Annotated in this window: 16 protein-coding genes; 11 read left to right on the top strand and 5 right to left on the bottom strand. The window is 70.4% G+C overall.

The features are described from left to right. Positions 1-32: 32 nt before the first annotated feature. Positions 33-614: an LOG family protein gene (locus AN478_RS03395; protein WP_054965225.1), complete on the top strand. Its 582-nt coding sequence runs from the start codon at positions 33-35 to the stop codon at positions 612-614. Between the two features lie 64 nt (positions 615-678). Here the strand turns inward: AN478_RS03395 and AN478_RS03390 are convergent, their stop codons facing one another. Then, positions 679-3,015: a DEAD/DEAH box helicase gene (locus AN478_RS03390; RefSeq protein ID WP_082432782.1), complete on the bottom strand. Its 2,337-nt coding sequence runs from the start codon at positions 3,013-3,015 to the stop codon at positions 679-681. Positions 3,016-3,432: 417 nt separating this feature from the next. Here AN478_RS03390 and AN478_RS03385 point away from each other — a divergent pair, with 417 nt between their 5' ends. The 4 genes from AN478_RS03385 to dut all read left to right on the top strand — a co-directional run bounded on the left by AN478_RS03385 (position 3,433) and on the right by dut (position 7,051). Then, complete coding sequence (locus AN478_RS03385) at positions 3,433-4,992, top strand: SLC13 family permease (RefSeq protein WP_143004136.1); 1,560 nt, start codon at positions 3,433-3,435, stop codon at positions 4,990-4,992. 25 nt (positions 4,993-5,017) lie between these two features. After that, the gene (locus AN478_RS03380) at positions 5,018-5,227 is read left to right on the top strand and encodes a hypothetical protein (RefSeq protein WP_054965222.1); all 210 of its coding nucleotides are present in this window, start codon (positions 5,018-5,020) and stop codon (positions 5,225-5,227) included. A gap of 16 nt (positions 5,228-5,243) precedes the next feature. Further along, positions 5,244-6,461, top strand: coding sequence for a bifunctional phosphopantothenoylcysteine decarboxylase/phosphopantothenate--cysteine ligase CoaBC (gene coaBC, locus AN478_RS03375; RefSeq protein ID WP_054965221.1), 1,218 nt, complete (start codon positions 5,244-5,246; stop codon positions 6,459-6,461). Positions 6,462-6,583: 122 nt separating this feature from the next. Continuing rightward, positions 6,584-7,051: a dUTP diphosphatase gene (dut, locus tag AN478_RS03370; RefSeq protein ID WP_054965220.1), complete on the top strand. Its 468-nt coding sequence runs from the start codon at positions 6,584-6,586 to the stop codon at positions 7,049-7,051. A 39-nt stretch (positions 7,052-7,090) separates the two neighbouring features. Here dut and dcd read toward each other — a convergent pair whose 3' ends face one another. Next, on the bottom strand, positions 7,091-7,663 hold the full coding sequence (gene dcd / locus AN478_RS03365; RefSeq protein ID WP_054965219.1) for a dCTP deaminase: 573 nt from the start codon (positions 7,661-7,663) through the stop codon (positions 7,091-7,093). Positions 7,664-7,798: 135 nt separating this feature from the next. Beyond that, positions 7,799-8,890, bottom strand: a complete 1,092-nt coding sequence (gene apbC, locus AN478_RS03360; RefSeq protein ID WP_054965218.1) for an iron-sulfur cluster carrier protein ApbC — start codon at positions 8,888-8,890, stop codon at positions 7,799-7,801. A 245-nt stretch (positions 8,891-9,135) separates the two neighbouring features. Between apbC and rsxA the strand changes: the two genes are divergently transcribed. From rsxA to AN478_RS03330, 6 genes are read left to right on the top strand one after another with little or no spacing between them, the layout of a single operon-like run. Next, on the top strand, positions 9,136-9,717 hold the full coding sequence (gene rsxA / locus AN478_RS03355; RefSeq protein ID WP_054965217.1) for an electron transport complex subunit RsxA: 582 nt from the start codon (positions 9,136-9,138) through the stop codon (positions 9,715-9,717). Positions 9,718-9,766: 49 nt separating this feature from the next. Continuing rightward, on the top strand, positions 9,767-10,345 hold the full coding sequence (rsxB, locus tag AN478_RS03350; protein WP_054965216.1) for an electron transport complex subunit RsxB: 579 nt from the start codon (positions 9,767-9,769) through the stop codon (positions 10,343-10,345). Beyond that, entirely contained in the window at positions 10,338-11,954 is a 1,617-nt protein-coding gene (gene rsxC / locus AN478_RS03345; protein WP_082432780.1) for an electron transport complex subunit RsxC, read from the top strand. Before rsxB ends, rsxC begins: the two co-directional genes overlap by 8 nt. A gap of 9 nt (positions 11,955-11,963) precedes the next feature. Beyond that, the gene (locus AN478_RS03340; RefSeq protein ID WP_054965215.1) at positions 11,964-13,064 is read left to right on the top strand and encodes an RnfABCDGE type electron transport complex subunit D; all 1,101 of its coding nucleotides are present in this window, start codon (positions 11,964-11,966) and stop codon (positions 13,062-13,064) included. Continuing rightward, on the top strand, positions 13,061-13,708 hold the full coding sequence (gene rsxG, locus AN478_RS03335) for an electron transport complex subunit RsxG (protein ID WP_054965214.1): 648 nt from the start codon (positions 13,061-13,063) through the stop codon (positions 13,706-13,708). Before AN478_RS03340 ends, rsxG begins: the two co-directional genes overlap by 4 nt. 30 nt (positions 13,709-13,738) lie before the next feature. After that, positions 13,739-14,452, top strand: coding sequence for an electron transport complex subunit E (locus AN478_RS03330; protein ID WP_082432778.1), 714 nt, complete (start codon positions 13,739-13,741; stop codon positions 14,450-14,452). 35 nt (positions 14,453-14,487) lie between these two features. Here AN478_RS03330 and AN478_RS03325 read toward each other — a convergent pair whose 3' ends face one another. Next, positions 14,488-15,240 carry a hypothetical protein gene (locus AN478_RS03325; protein WP_143004137.1) on the bottom strand — a complete coding sequence of 251 codons (753 nt, stop codon included), beginning with the start codon at positions 15,238-15,240 and terminating at the stop codon, positions 14,488-14,490. A gap of 161 nt (positions 15,241-15,401) precedes the next feature. After that, entirely contained in the window at positions 15,402-16,136 is a 735-nt protein-coding gene (locus AN478_RS03320; RefSeq protein ID WP_054965212.1) for an SAM hydrolase/SAM-dependent halogenase family protein, read from the bottom strand. Positions 16,137-16,183 lie beyond the last annotated feature (47 nt).

Below are 16,183 nucleotides of genomic sequence, written 5' to 3'. Positions count from 1 at the left end.
CGGCCAACGCCAACCTACTAAAGAGGGAAGCCATGGAACGCATCTGCGTCTTCGCCGGCTCCGGGTCCGGTAACCGGCCCGCCTACGCCGAGGCGGCCGCCGCGCTCGGAGGCCGCCTCGCAACCCGCGGCATTGGGGTGGTCTACGGCGGCGGCCACACCGGGCTCATGGGGGTGCTGGCGGATGCCGCCCTGGGAGCGGGGGGAGAGGTGGTCGGAGTGATTCCCGAAGCCCTGTGCACCCGGGAGCTCGCCCACCACCAGCTGTCCGACCTGGAGGTGGTTGACTCCATGCACGCCCGCAAGGCGCGCATGGCAGAGCTGGCCGACGCCTTCATCGCCCTGCCCGGGGGCATAGGCACCCTGGAGGAGTTGTTCGAGGTCTTCACCTGGGCCCAGCTCGGCCTGCACGCCAAGCCCTGCGGGCTGCTCAACGCCGCCGGCTACTACGACCCCCTGATCCGCTTCCTGGACGAGACCGTCACGGAGGGCTTCCTGCGCCCGGAGCAGCGCGCCCTGCTGGCCGAGGCCCCTGAGCCGGAGACCCTGCTGGAGGCCCTCGCCACCGCCCGTCCCGCGCCCGCCCACCGCTGGATCGGCCCGGAGCAGGCCTGAGGGCCAACGCCCCGTTCGGCGGGGATTCTCCAAAAGGGAAAAGCCCGGCTCCCGCCCGGGACCATTAAGCCGTTGCCCGGCGGGCCGCGGGACCCGCGGCCGCTGGCTCCCCCAGCCAATGGGCCAGCAGGGCGATGGCGCCGTGCTTGTCCAGGGGCTCGTTGGCGTTGCCGCACTGGGGGTCCTGCACGCAGGAGGGGCAGCCCGCGTCGCAGGGGCACTCCCGCAGGGCCTGGAGGGTGGCGATGAGCCAGTCGCCCAGGGTCTCGAAGCCGCGCCGGGAGAAGCCGATGCCGCCCTCGTAGCCGTCGTAGACGAAGATGTTCGGGCCGTTCAGGGGCGGGTAGAGGGGGTAGCTGACGCCGCCGACGTCGGTGGCGTCGCACAGGGCGAACAGCGGCAGCATCTTGATCAGGGCGTGCTCGGCGGCGTGCAGGGCGCCGGGCAGGTCGGCGCCGGCCTCCCGGATGGCCGTCTGCGCGTCCCCGGTGACCGGCAGCCACAGCCCCTCGGTGTCGAAGGTGGTGGCGGGAAGACTCAGGTCGTGGGTGCCGATGCGCTTGCCATCCGAGGTGCGGCGGCGCTCGTAGCCGGTGACGCGGCGGGTGATGCGCAGGTCGCCGAAATGGGGGATGAGCCGGTTGCCGCGCCGCCGGCGCCTCGTCTCGCGGATGTCGGTGTCCTCGTCGGACAGGGCCCGGGTGTAGTAGTGGACCTTGGCGGGGCGGGCCACCGCGTAGCGGCCCTCCAGGTTCAGCTCGACGATGCGGTGGTTCCGGCCCCGATGCAGGTAGACCGCGCCAGGGAAGACCTCGCGCAGCACCCGGTCGCCGTCCAGGTCGCCCAGGGGCTTGCCCGCCTCGTCGAGGATGCGGAAGGCGGAGCCGATGGCACGGATGCCCACGGCGCGGTGGGGGCTGGGCAAGACCGCGTACCAAGTGTCCCCCTCGCGGCGCAGGCCGCCGTCGGCCTCCAGGCCCGCCAAGGCCTCTTGGAAGGGGCCCGGATCCTTTCCGGCGTAGACCGGATCGTCGCCGCGCAGGGGCAGCTCGGCGGCGGCGCAGGGCAGATGCTGGCCGAGCAGGCGCGGGTTGGCCGGGTCCACCACCACGGCCTCATGGCTGCGCTCGAAGAAGGTTTCGGGGTGGCGCATGAAGTACTGGTCCAGGGCGTCGTTGCCGGCCACCTGGAAGATCACCGCGTCCTCCCCGCGCCGGCCCACCCGCCCGGCGCGCTGCCAGGTGCTTGCCACCGAACCCGGGTAGCCCACCAGCACGCAGGCGTCCAGCTCGCCGATGTCCACGCCCAGCTCCAGGGCGGAGGTGGAGACCACGCCGTCCAGCTCGCCGGAGAACAGGCGCTGCTCAATGGCGCGGCGCTCGGCGGGCAGGAAGCCCGCGCGGTAGGGGCTGATGCGCTCGGCCAGGGCCCCGCCGCGCTCGGCGGCCCACTGGTAGACCAGCTCGGTGGCGCGCCGGGCGCGGGTGAAGGCGATGGACTTGAGGCCCGTTTCCAGGCAGCGCAGGAACAGGTCCGTGGCGGTGGTGTAGGGGCTGGCCTCGGGGCGGACGAAATAGAAGTGCTTGCCGCCGGCCGGCGCGCCGCTTTCGGTGACCGCGGTGAAGGGCACGCCGAGCAGGGTCTCCGCCAGCTCGGCGGGGTTGGCGATGGTGGCCGAGCAGGCGATGAACTGCGGCTCGGCGCCATAGTGGCGCGCCACCCGGCGCAGGCGGCGGAAGACCTGGGCGGCGTGGCTGCCGAACACCCCGCGGTAGGTGTGGATCTCGTCCACCACCACATAGCGCAGGTTGGCGAAGAATTCCGCCCACTTGTCGTGGTGGGGCAGCAGGCCCAGGTGGAGCATGTCCGGGTTGGTGAACAGGGCGGTGGGCGGCTGCTGGCGGATCTTGGTGCGGCGGTGGCCCGGGGTGTCGCCGTCATAGACCTCCGCCGCCTGCAGGGGCCCCTGTTCGCGGGCTCCCGGCGCCGGATGCAGGCCCAGCTCGCCCGCCAGGGCGTTGAGGCCGCCCACCTGGTCCTGCTCCAGGCCCTTCAGGGGGAAGACGTACAGCGCCCGGGCGGCGGGGTCCGCCAGCGCCGCCTCCAGCACCGGCAGGTTGTAGACGAGGCTCTTGCCGGAGGCGGTGGGCGTCATGGCCACCACGTGCTCGCCGCGGCGCGCCGCCGCCACCCCTTCGGCCTGGTGGGTGTAGAGGCGCTCCATTCCGCCGGCGGCCAGCACCTCGGCAAGGCGCGGATCGAGGTCCAGGTCACCGTACGTCGCCGGCCGCGGCGGCACGTAGCGGTAGTGGGCCCGCTCCCGGCGGAAGCGGTCCTGGCCCTCCAGATCGGCGAGCACTCGCTCCAGGGGCGTATGCGCGTGGGCTTTCCTGGTGGCCATGCCTCTTGGCTCTTTCGGGCTGGTTGGGCGGGGAGGATACCGAAAACGCCAAGGCGCCAAGAACCGGGAGGCCCGGGTTGGTGGTCGCGGCGGGGGCCGCCGCTCCTACGGGCCTATCCAGTCAATGTAGGAGCGGTCTCCAGACCGCGACCGGGTAGGCCAAACGAGATTGTCGCAACCTGGAGGTCCCTTCTACACCTTCGATTCAGCTCCGTGGTAGGAGCGGCGGCCCCCGCCGCGACCTTCCGGAGCACTCCCCGGGTGCCGAGCAAAGCCAACCGCTGCATCCCATTGCTCAAAAAGGTATTCTTGCAACCCCCGCTGCCCTTGGCGCCTTTGGCGTCCTTTGCGGTTCTCCGCTTCTTGGCTTGTTGACGTTTTCTTCCGACTTTCGTGGCCCACCGCAGGGGAGTCTCCGTGGCCAGCACCCCCGCCGCCCGTAGACTGGCGCTGTTCGCCGCCGCCGCGGCGGGCACCGCCCTCATCGGCGCCCTGCCCACCCCCGCCGGTCTGTCCGCTGCGGGGCAGTACGCCCTGGCCACCCTGTTCTTCGCCGCCTTCCTGTGGGTCACCGGGGCCCTGCCGCTGGCGGTGACGGCGCTTACCATCCCGGTGCTACTCACCGCGCTCGGCGTCTACGGCGACATGGAGCCGGCCCTGGCCGGCTTCGCCGACCCCCTGATCTTCCTGTTCATCGCCGGCTTCATGCTGGCCAACGCCCTGCAGAAATACGGCATCGACCGACGCATCGCCCTGCGCCTGCTGGCGGTCATGGGCAGCTCGCCGCGGCTGCTGGTGCTGGCGGTGATGCTGGCCACCGCCTTTTTGTCCATGTGGGTATCCAACACCGCCACCACCGCCATGATGGTGCCCATCGCCGTGGGCATCCTGGCCCAGGTGGTGGGCCGCCACGGGGTCCGTACCGACGCCGAGCCTCCACACGCCTTTACCAACCTGCAGGTGGCCATGCTGCTTGGCACCGCCTACGGCGCCTCCATCGGCGGCGTGGCCACCCTCATCGGTACCCCGCCCAACACGGTGGTGGCGGCGCAACTGGACCGGCTGTTGGACTACTCCATCGGCTTCGCCGACTGGCTGCTCATCGGCCTGCCCATCGTCCTGGTGACCCTGCCGCTGGCCTGGTACCTGCTCACCTATTGGCTCTACCCGCCGGGGGACCTGGATGTGGCCGGCGCCCGGGCCGAAGCGGGGCGCACCCTGGCGGAGGAGGGCCCCCTGGAGCCGCGCGGCCGCCGGGTGGCCTGGATCTTCGCCGTCACCGCCACCCTATGGGTGCTCGGCGGCCTGGACTTCCTGGCCGGGGACTGGCTGCCGGAAGCCGCTCGCACCACCCTGTTCGGCGGCGAGGGCGCCAACCTGCTGGGCACCGGCAACGGCCACCAGGGGCTGCTCTACTACGTGCTGGTGGGCCTGGCCGCCATCCCCGCCCTGGTGCTGGCGGACACCATGGAGTGGGAGGACCTGGTGCCCATCGACTGGGGCACCATCCTGCTGTTCGGCGGCGGCATCTGCCTGGCCGACGCCTTCGCCCGCACCGGGGCCACGGAGTGGGTGGCGGAGGGTTTCTTCTCCGCCCTCACGGGTGCCCCCATCGTGCTGCTGGTTGGGGCGGTGGTGCTGCTGGTGATCTTCCTCACCGAGGTCACCTCCAATACGGCCACCGCCACCATCATCGCCCCGCTGCTCATCGGCATCGGCGGCCTGCTGGCCGGCACGCTGGGCCTGTCCGAGACCGGCGCGGCGGTGTTCCTGGCGGTGGCGGGCGGCGTGGCGGCGAGCTTCGCCTTCGCCCTGCCGGTGGCCACGCCGCCCAACGCCGTGGCCTTCGGCTCCGGTTACCTGCGCCAGGCGCACATGCTGCGGGCCGGAATCGTGCTCAACCTGGTGATGACCGCGGTGCTTACAGCGCTGCTCACCCTGATGTTCTATCATGTGTGGCCCGGCCTGCTATGGTGACCCTTTCGCGACCCGGAGCTTCGGCATGACGGACCCCCAGTCCAACCCGGTCAGCAACCTGCTCGACCGCCTGATCCCGCCCGCCCTGCTCGCCCTGGTGGGCTTCGTGGGCCTGTGGGCACTGGCGCGCGGCGAGGTGGTGCCCCTGGCCCCGTCCACGGCGGGCTGGGTGGGACTGGGCGCCGGTCTGCTGCTGGGGCTCGTCCTGGACCGCGTCCCCGGCCGCGGTCACTGAGCCCGGGGCGCCCGCCATGAGCCAACCCCCGGAGAACCCCGGCACCGACCCCCTGGCGGGGGCCCGCGTCCTGCTCGCCGTCACCGGCTCCATCGCCGCCTACAAGGCCCCGGAGCTGGTGCGCCGGCTGCGCGAGGCAGGGGCGGAGGTGCGCGTGGTGCTCAGCGAAGGGGGTGCCCACTTCGTCACCCCCATGGCCCTGCAGGCGGTGAGCGGCGCCCCCGTGCGCACCGCCCTGCTGGACCCGGCGGAGGAGTCGGCCATGGACCACATCGCCCTGGCGCGCTGGGCGGACGCGCTGCTGGTGGCCCCCGCCTCCGCCGACACCCTCGCCCGCCTGGTGCAGGGGCGGGCCGACGACCTGCTCGGTGCGGTGCACCTCGCCACCACCGCACCGGTGCTCGCCGCCCCGGCCATGAACCATCGGATGTGGGCCCATCCCGCCACCCGGCGCAACGCCGAGCAGCTCGAAGCCGACGGCGTCACCCTGCTGGGCCCGGCGGCGGGCGACCAGGCCTGCGGCGAGGAGGGCCCCGGCCGCATGCTGGAGCCCGCCGAGCTGGTGGCGCACCTGCGCATCCGGCTGGCCGTCAAGCCCCTGGCGGGAAAACGGGTGGTCATTACCGCCGGGCCCACCCGCGAGCCCCTGGATCCGGTGCGGTTCGTGAGCAACCGCTCCTCGGGGAAGATGGGCTACGCCCTGGCGGCCACCGCCGCCGAGCTCGGCGCAGCAGTGACCCTGGTGAGCGGGCCCACCGCGCTCCCCGATCCGGTGGCGGTGGACACGGTGCGTGTGGAGACCGCGGAAGAGATGCTGGACGCCGTACAGGAGCGGGCCGCGGACGCGGACCTGTTCGTTGGCTGCGCCGCGGTGAGCGACCACAAACCCGCCGAACGGCTCGATCGCAAGCGCAAGGGCAAGGGGGGCTTCGCCCTGGAGCTCACCCCCAACCCGGACATCCTCGCCGCGGTGGCCGCCCTGGATAACGGCCCCGTGACCCTGGGGTTCGCCGCCGAGACCCACGACGCCCTGGCCCACGGCCGGGAAAAGCGCGCCGCGAAGGGGGCGGACTGGCTGGCGGTGAACGACGTTACCGAGGCCGACGCCGGCTTCGAGGCGGACACCAACCGGGTCACCCTGCTCGGCCCCGACGGCGAGGAGACCCTGCCCTTCGGCACCAAGCATGAGGTGGCCCGCGCCCTGCTGGCCCGGATCGCCCCCCGTCTGGCCTAGCCGCGCCTTCCCCGCACCGGCGCATTGCCTAACGGCCCCAAACCCCCTATGGTTCCCAGGGCGCCAAGCCGCCCGTGCTCGCACCGTTTTCCCCCGGCCCTGCCTGCGCCGAAAGGAGCCCCATGAGCCATTCCCCCCTCCAGGTACCCATCGTGCAACTGGACCACGCGGGAGACCTGCCCCTGCCCGAGTACGCCTCCGACCACGCCAGCGGCGTGGACCTGCTGGCCGCCGTGGAGGAGCCGCTCACCCTCGACCCCGGTGAGCGGGCCCTGGTGCCCTCGGGGGTTGCCATGGCGCTTCCGCCGGGCTTCGAGGCGCAGGTGCGGCCCCGCTCGGGCCTGGCGGCCAAGCAGGGGGTCACAGTGCTCAACACCCCCGGCACCATCGACGCCGACTACCGGGGCGAGATCAAGGTCATCCTGATCAACCTGGGGGCGGAGCCAGTCACCCTAGCGCGCGGGGACCGCATGGCCCAGTTGGTGGTGGCCCCCGTCACCCGAGTGGCGTGGGAGCCCCGGGACGACCTGGACGAGACGGCACGGGGCGGGGGCGGATTCGGCTCCACCGGTGTCGGCTCCGGGGTGTGACGTGGGACGCCCGGCCGGGGTTTGCGCCCGGAGGCGGGCTCAGGAACGGGGCAGGGTAACCCCCCACTGGCCCATGTACTTGCCGGCGCGGTCGGCGTAGGAGACCTCGCAGGCCTCGTCCGACTCCAGGAACAGGATCTGCGCCACGCCCTCGTTGGCGTAGATCTTCGCCGGCAAGGGGGTGGTGTTGGAAAACTCCAGGGTCACGTGGCCCTCCCACTCCGGCTCGAGCGGCGTGACGTTAACGATGATGCCGCAGCGGGCGTAGGTGGACTTGCCGATGCAGATAGTGAGCACGTCGCGCGGGATGCGCAGGTACTCCAGGGTGCGGGCGAGGGCGAAGCTGTTGGGCGGGATCACGCACTCCGGCCCCTGGAAGTCCACGAAGCTGTCCTCGCTGAAGGCCTTGGGGTCCACCATGGCGTTGCGTACGTTGGTGAACACCTTGAATTCGTCGGCCACGCGGATGTCGTAGCCGTAGCTGGACAGCCCGTAGGAGATCATCTTCTCGCCGGTCTCGGCGTGCTCCTTCACCTGCCCGTCCACGAACGGCTCGATCATGCCGTGCTCGCGGGACATCTCCCGGATCCAGCGGTCGGACTTGATGGCCATGGCTCCCTCGCCCTTGCCTCGGAAATGGATTCGCTGGCAGCGCATTCTAGCAGGCCTGCCCCGTCGGGGCCGCCACAGCAAACGGCCCGGCGGGATCCCCGCCGGGCCGTTGCGCTGCTCTCCTCTCCGCAGGCCCTAGTCGGCCTGGATGGAGATGTTGGGGAACTTGTGGGTGTGGTCCTCGCCCTGCTTGGCGATCTCCACCGCCACCGCGTTGGCGATGGTCTGGTAGATCTCGGCCTGCCGGGAATCGGGGGCCGCGGCCACGGTGGGGTGGCCGGTGTCGGCCTGCTCGCGGATCCCGGCGTCGAGCGGCACCGAGCCCAGGAACTCCACCCCGTAGTCGTCGGCGAACTGCTGGCCGCCGCCGTGGGAGAAGATGTCGGTTTCCTCGCCGCAGTTGGGGCAGATGAACAGGGACATGTTCTCCACGATGCCGAGGCTCGGCACGCCCACCTTCTCGAACATCTGGAAGCCGCGCCGGGCGTCGAGCAGGGCGATGTCCTGGGGCGTGGAGACGATCACGGAGCCGGTGAGCGGCACCTTCTGGGAGAGGGTGAGCTGGGTGTCGCCGGTGCCGGGCGGCAGGTCCACCACCAGGTAGTCCAGCTCGCCCCAGTTGGTATCGCCCAGCAGCTGCTCCAGGGCCTGCATGACCATGGGCCCGCGCCACACCATGGGGGTCTCCTCGTCGATGAGGAAGCCGATGGACATGGCCTTGAGGCCGTAGGCCTCCTTGGGCTCCAGGGTCTTGCCGTCCTTGGAGGTGGGCTTGCCGGATACGCCCAGCATGCGGGGGATGCTCGGCCCGTAGATGTCGGCGTCGAGGATGCCCACCTTGGCGCCGCAGGCGGCCAGGCCCAGGGCGAGGTTCACGGCGGTGGTGGACTTGCCCACGCCGCCCTTGCCGGAGGCCACGGCGATGACGTTCTTGACCCCCTCCATCAGCTGCACGCCCTGCTGGACCTTGTGGGCCCGGATGCGGCCCTCCATGGTCACGTCCACCTTCTTCACGCCCTCCACCGCCTCCACGGCGGCGCGGGCCTTCTCGCCCACCTCCTTGCGGCCGGGACACAGCGGGGTATCCGGGCCGAAGGTGAAGCTGACCTTGTTCTTCTTGAGCTCCAGGTCCTGGATGAAGCCCAGGGAGACCACGTCCTTTTCAAAATCCGGGTCTTCCACCTGCCGTAGGGCTTCCCAGATGGCCTCTTCGGTCGGGGTTGCCATGGCCTCGACTCCTTGCGAAATACGCGCGTTTACCTGACCCTATTGGTCAGGATTATGGATCGAATTCGGGGGACTTCTCGGCTGATAAACCGGACATGATACTATCCGGGCACCGGCTCGAAAACGGGGCCGGCGCCTTGACCCTTGGTTTAGCAAATTCTAATATATCCAATGCGACATCTCTACCCCAGACCACGGCGGGCCCTGGCCGGCCGCCGGGCAGCCGGCAGCAAGGCAGGACAGCCATGACGCACTACCTGGCGATCCTCGTGGGCACCGTCCTGGTGAACAATTTCGTGCTGGTGAAGTTCCTGGGCCTGTGTCCCTTCATGGGCACCTCGCAGCGCCTGGAGACCGCCGTCGGCATGGCCCTGGCCACCACCTTCGTACTGACCCTGGCCTCCGTCAGCTCGTGGGCGATCGACCACTTCCTGCTCTCGCCCTTCGACCTGGGCTACCTGCGCACCCTGTCCTTCATCCTGCTCATTGCCGCCCTGGTGCAGTTCACCGAAATGGTGGTGCGCAAGACCAGCCCGCTGCTCTACCAGGTGCTGGGCATCTTCCTGCCCCTGATCACCAGCAACTGCGCGGTGCTGGGCGTCACCCTACTCAACCAGCAGCAGGGCCACGGCTTCCTGGAGAGCGCCGTCTACGGCTTCGGCGCCGCCCTGGGCTTCTCTTTGGTTCTGATCCTGTTTTCCGGCATCCGGGAACGGATCGCGCTGGCGGATGTTCCAATAGCCTTCAGAGGGTCGGCCATCGCACTGGTGACCGCCGGCCTGCTCTCGCTCGGATTCATGGGCTTCACCGGCCTGGTGCGCATCTAGCAACCCGACGGCGCCGGGCCGTTACGCCATAGACATAAAGGTTACCTGCATGTGGGCTGCCATTCTCAGCCTGGGCACCCTGTCGCTTGCCATCGGCCTGTTCCTGGGCTACGCCTCGCGCAAGCTGGCCGTCGAGGAGGACCCCCTGGTGGAGGAGATCGACCAGCGCCTCCCCCAGACCCAGTGTGCCCAGTGCGGATACCCGGGCTGCCGGCCCTACGCCGAGGCCATCGCGCGGGGCGAGGCGGAGATCAACCGCTGTCCGCCGGGCGGCCAGGAGACGGTGGAGGAGCTGGCCGAACTGCTCGGCGTGGAGCCGCCCAGCCTGGAGGGGGAGGAGCGGCCGCCTTCGGTGGCCATCATCGAGGAGGACAAATGCATCGGCTGCACCCTGTGCATCCAGGCGTGTCCGGTGGACGCCATCGTCGGCGCCCCCAAGCAGATGCACACGGTGATCGAGGAGGCCTGCACCGGCTGCGAGCTGTGCATCGAGCCCTGCCCGGTGGACTGCATCCTCATGGTGCCCATCCCCGAGACCCTGGAGAACTGGAAATGGCGGCACCCCGAGCTGTCCGCCGCAGCCCCCGAGATTGAACCGGACAGGAAGGTGGCGACCGCCGGTGGCTGACCACGACACCCCCATCCTGCAAGGGCTCTTCCACGGCGGCATCCACCCCGCCGAGCACAAGGAGGCCACCGCCGGGCGGCCCATCCGGGAGCTCGGCGTGCCGGAGGTCCTCCACGTCCCCCTCAGCCAGCACATCGGCAACCCCGCCCAGGCCGTGGTCCAGGCCGGCGACCGGGTGCGCAAGGGGGACGTGCTCGGCAAGCCCGACGGCTTCGTCTCGGTGCCCGTGCACGCCCCCACTTCCGGCACGGTCACCGCCGTGGCGGACTATCCGGCGCCCCATCCTTCGGGGCTGTCGGCCCCAGCCGTCACCATCGAGGCCGACGGCCGCGACGAGTGGACCGACCTGGAGCCCCACCCGGACTTCGAGCACCTCCAGCCGGGGGAGATCCGGGCCCTGGTCCGCCAAGCGGGCATCGTCGGCCTCGGCGGCGCCGGCTTCCCTTCCTTCATCAAGCTGAACCCGGGCCCCGACCGCGCCGTGGACACGGTCATCCTCAACGGCGGCGAATCCGAGCCCTACCTCACCTGCGACGACCGGCTCATGCGCGAGCGGGCCGGCGAGATCCTGCAGGGCGGCTCCATCATCGCCTACACGGTGGGCGCCGAGCGCATCGTGGTGGGGGTCGAGGCCAACAAGCCCGAGGCCTTCGCGGCCATGCAAGAGGCGGCGGCGGGGTGGCCCATGGTCGATGTGGTCATGGTGGAGAACCGCTACCCCATGGGCGCGGAGAAGCAGCTGATCCAGACCATCACCGGCCGCGAGGTGCCGAGCGGCCGCCTGCCGGCCGATGTGGGGGTGGTCAACCAGAACGTGGGCACCGCCTACGCCATCTACCGCGCCGTGGTGCACGGCGAGCCACTTGTCGAGCGGGTGCTGACCGCGTCGGGGGCGGCGCTGGCGGAGCCGGCCAACCTGTTGGTTCGCCTGGGCACGCCCATCGAGGAGGTGGCCCGGGCCTGCGGCGGCTACACGGACCTGGGCCGGCTGATCATGGGCGGGCCGCTGGTGGGCTCGGCCCTGCACGCCACCACGGCGCCGGTGGTCAAGGAATCCAACGGCCTGATCTTCCAGGCCCGGGCAGAGGTGGACGGGGCGCTGGCCCTGCCCTGCATCCGCTGCGGCGCCTGCGTGGACGCCTGCCCGGTGAACCTCATGCCCAACGAGATGTACAACCTGGCCCGCAACAAGGAGTTCGAGCGGATCGCCGACTACGATCTGTTCGACTGCATCGAGTGCGGGTGCTGCACCTACGTCTGCCCGTCCCACCTGCCGCTGGTCCACTACTACCGCTACGCCAAGAGCGAGATCCAGGCCAAGGAGCGGGAGAAGGAGAAGGCGGACATCGCCCGGCGCCGCACCGAGGCGCGCGATGCCCGCCTCCAGCGCGAGAAGGAGGAGAAGGAGGCCAAACGCCGCGCCAAGAAGAAGGCCTCCGCCAAGGAAGAGGAGGGCAAGGGGGAATCCGGCGACGCCCGCGAGGCCGCCGCTCGGAAGGCCGCGGAGAAGCGGCGGTCCATGCGCGGCGAAGAGGCCGCGGGCCCCGAGGATGCCACCGCCGACAGCGGGGAGCCCTCCCCCGGATCCGACCAGCAAGAGCCGAAGTAAAGGGCCCGCATGGCGCAGTCCAACACCGCTCCCCTGGCCACCCCCAGCTCCCCCCACGCCCATGGCGGCGGGGGCGTTTCCGGCGTCATGGCCACGGTAATCATCGCCCTGGTGCCCGTGACCCTGTTCTCCGTGTACCTGTTCGGCTGGCCGGTGGTCTTTATGCTCCTGACCACCCTGGCCGCCGGCTTGGCCACGGAGGCCCTCGCCCTCCGCTTCATGGGCCGGCCGGTCCGGCCCGCGCTCACGGACGGCAGCGCCGTGGTCACCTGTCTGCTGCTCGGCCTGTCCCTGCCCGCTTCCGCCCCCTGGTGGATCGCGGTGCTGGGCGCCGCCTTCGCCATCGGCGTTGGCAAGCAGGTGTACGGCGGCCTCGGCGCCAACCCTTTCAATCCCGCCATGATCTCGCGGGTGATGCTGCTGATCTCCTTTCCCCAGCAGCTCTCCACCTGGCCGGCCATCCGCCCCCTGTTCTCGGACAGCGCCCTGTCCTTCACCGAGGGACTGCGGGTCACGTTCCTGGGCGAGCAAGGCCTCGCCCTGACGCCCGACGCGACCTCCGCCGCCACCCCCCTGGGCCACCTCAAGACCGAGCTGACCCTTAACCGCACCGTGGATGAGATCCTGGCGCAGGGCTACGACCACACCATGGCCCTGTTCGGCACCCTGTCCGGGAGCGCCGGGGAGACCTCGGCGGTGCTCATCGTGCTCGGCGGGCTGTACATGTGGTGGCGCGGCGTCATCGACCTGCGCATCCCCGGCGCCATGGTGGCGGGGACCGCCGCGCTCGCCTTCATCTTCCACGTGTACGACCCCGACGCCTTCGCGGGACCGCTGTACCATGTGCTCAACGGGTCCCTGCTACTCGGGGCCTTCTTCATCGCCACGGACATGGTCACCAGCCCCACCACGCCGCGCGGGCAGATCCTGTTCGGCCTGGGCTGCGGGGCGCTCACCTACATCATCCGCACCTGGGGCGGCTACCCCGAAGGGGTGTCCTTCGCGATTGTGCTGATGAACGCCTGCGTGCCCCTGATTGACCACTTCACCCGGCCCCGGGTGTTTGGCAAGGAACGGGCCGGGGGCCCGCCGCTGGGGGGCGGGGAATGAGGCAGGTGGGGATCGTCGGGGCCATCCTGGCCGTGATCGCCGTGGTGGGCGCCGGGCTGCTCGCGGGCACCAAGGAGGTGACCGAGCCCACCATTCAGGCCAACCAGCGCGCCGACCGGCTGTCCCAGCTCCATGAGCTCATCCCGGACGACCGCTTCGACAACGACCTGCTCGAGGACACCATCCAGGTGCGGGACCGCGCCCATCTGGGCATCCCCGGACCCGTCACGGTTTACCGGGCGCGCCAGGACGAGGAGCCCGTGGCCGCCGCCTTCCGGGTGGTCGCCCCCGATGGATACAATGGGGACATCCAGCTCCTGGTGGCCATCTGGAGCGACGGGACCCTGGCGGGGGTCCGTACGATCACTCACGCCGAGACTCCCGGCCTGGGCGACGGCATCGAGGTGGCCAAGAGCGATTGGATCACGCAGTTCCGGGGCCGGTCCCTGGGGGACCCGCCCGCCAGCGAGTGGAAGGTAAAGAAGGACAACGGCGCCTTCGACCAGATGACCGGCGCCACTATCACCTCGCGCGCGGTGGTGAAGGCCGTACAGCGGGCCCTTACATTCTATGAGCGGCGGGGCAACGCCGCCCTGTTTGCCGAGCCAACGACGGGGGAGCCGGGCGAGGGGAGCCAGCCCTAGACCCCGGCGGGACACCCCGAGGACGGAGCAATGAGCGAGATCACCCTGGACGAAGTGAAGAAGGTCGGGCGCAACGGCCTGTGGGACATGAACCCGGTTCTGGTTCAGCTGCTGGGCCTGTGTCCCCTCCTCGCAGTGAGCGGGACGGCCGTCAACGGACTGGGCATGGGGTTGGCCACCACCCTGGTGCTGACCCTATCCGGCGCCACAGTGTCCCTGGTACGGAACGCGATCCCCGAGGAGGTCCGCCTCCCCACCTTCGTGATCCTCATCGCCTCCTTCGTCACGGCGGTGGACCTCCTCATGAACGCCTACTTCCACGACCTGCATAAGGTACTGGGGCTCTTCGTGCCCCTCATCGTGACCAACTGCACCCTGCTGGGTCGGGCGGAGGCCTTCGCCTCCAAGAACCCCGTGCCCCTGGCCACCTGGGACGGCTTCATGATGGGAATGGGCTTCACCGGCGTGCTGCTCGTCCTGGGGATGATCCGGGAGCTGCTCGGCAACGGCACCCTGTTCTCGGGGGCGGGGAACATGTTCGGGCCGGCCTGGGCATGGATGGAGACCACCGTCATTCCCGATTACGGCAGCTTCCTGCTCATGATCCTGCCCCCGGGGGCCTTTCTGGTGCTCGGCTTCCTCCTGGCCCTGAAGAACATCGTCAACGCGAAGGTGGAGGAGCGCCGCGAGGCGCAGCCCACGGAGGCCCCGGCCGCCCCGGAGATAAAGCCCGAGGCCACCTGAGGCGCCGCCGGGGCCCTCCAGGGCCCCGCCCCCTCTCAGAAGCGGTAGGCCAATGAGGCGAAACCGTAGTGCAGCCAGGCGAAGTTGTAGACTTCGTCGTTGTCCACCCCACCCTCCAGGGTCCGGTACCCGGCGCCCACCTGCCAGTTCCTGCCCACATCCCGCACCACCTTCAGGCCCAGGTCCAGGGCGCGCCCCTGGGGAGCGGCCAGGCCGTCGAAATCCAGGACAAAATCCCAGTCCGGCGTGAGGCGGACGCGGCCATACAGATGCAGCAGGGGAACGAAGCCCACATTGGTGTCGCGGGCCCGCTGCCCGTCCTGCTCCAATTGGATCTTGGCGTCACGGACCAGCCCGGTAAAGCCGATTCGCCAGGCCGCCCGGGGTCCTTCCGCGAAGGTATACCGATAGGTGAGCCGGTACGTGCTGAAGCGGTAGGTGGCCTTGGTCCGTCCGGGATCGAAGGTGGTGCCCGCAAAACGAGTCCGCTTCCCGAGCTTCCCGGTGCCACTTACCTTCAGGGGCGCAATTCCCAGGCGCAGCCCGTGCCGCCGGGTCAAGTCCCAGGCGCCGTATATGCGGTAGAAGCCGTTCGCGCCGGTGCCCGTGAGGTCGAGCAGGTCGAAGCGGGTGCCCGAATCGCCGGGCACCCGGACGTCGTTGCCGCTGAACCAGACGCCGCCGCCCTCAACCTCCACGGTGACCGGGCCCCGGTCCCCCGCCGCAACGGCGGGAGTCGCGGCCACCATCCCCAGGCAAACGATGGGGCATAAACTCTGTGCCTTCATAACCCGCCTCCTCAGGGCCACGGTCACCTGGGGCCAGGACCCGGTCAATACGGGGGAACCGGGGCCCATCCTTAGAAGACCGTAGGGCAGGCGAGAGGAACGGGTCCTTTGCGGCCAAGGAACCCACAGGGCGGGATCCCCGCAACGTGTTACCGAACGCCCTACACGCCCCCAATCCAGGCGACCGCCGTCCCTGTTCCGGCGCCCAGCCGCTTCGCCGCGGAGCCTTCCCGCGCCGCAATCTCCACGCGATCCAGGCTGTTGCGGTACCAGAACAGCTCCCCCGGCCCCACCTCCCCGAAGGTTCGCGCGAAGGGGATGTTCCGCCCCTCCACCCGCAACCGGGCCCCGCCGTCCTCGGGTGGGACCAGCCCCGTCATCAGGTTGCCATAGTGATCCACGTAGAGGACCGCATCCCGTCGTGCTTCCGCGCGGACCGGCTCCGCCACCTCCTCCCCGAGGACCATCCGATCGCCCCGGGCCAGGGCGGCGGCGGCCGGTCCGAAGAGGTCGCGCCCGTGGAAGCTGACGGAAAGGCCGTCCCCTTCGGGCTCCCGGAGCCGGAAGCACCGCCCTTCGCGGGCCTCGAGCACCGAGGCGAAAAGCCCGTTGTCCGGGCCGACGAACCAGTGCTCGTCCGTGGCGAGCGCCAGGGAGCCCCGCGCGGTGCCGACCCCGGGATCCACTACCCCCACCACCACGGATCCCGGGGTCAGATGGGGAACGAGGGCCTCGAGAAGGAGCCCCGCCGGACCCGGGCTGAAGGCCGGGGCGTAGTGGTGAAGGTCGACGATCCGCGCCTGGGGGGCCTCGGCGACGAGCCGGGCATGCATCTGCCCCACATAGGGGTCGCTGACCCCAAAATCCGTGAACAGCGCGATGACTGGTTGGGACATGGCTCCCTCCTCATGTAGGGGGACGAACCAAAAGGGCCGGGTCCCCG

Origin of the sequence: Thiohalorhabdus denitrificans (assembly GCF_001399755.1) — a bacterium.
Classification (GTDB): Bacteria; Pseudomonadota; Gammaproteobacteria; order Thiohalorhabdales; family Thiohalorhabdaceae; genus Thiohalorhabdus; species Thiohalorhabdus denitrificans.
Note: the sequence above shows the minus strand (reverse complement) of the source record. Positions and strands in the feature narration are given on the sequence as shown.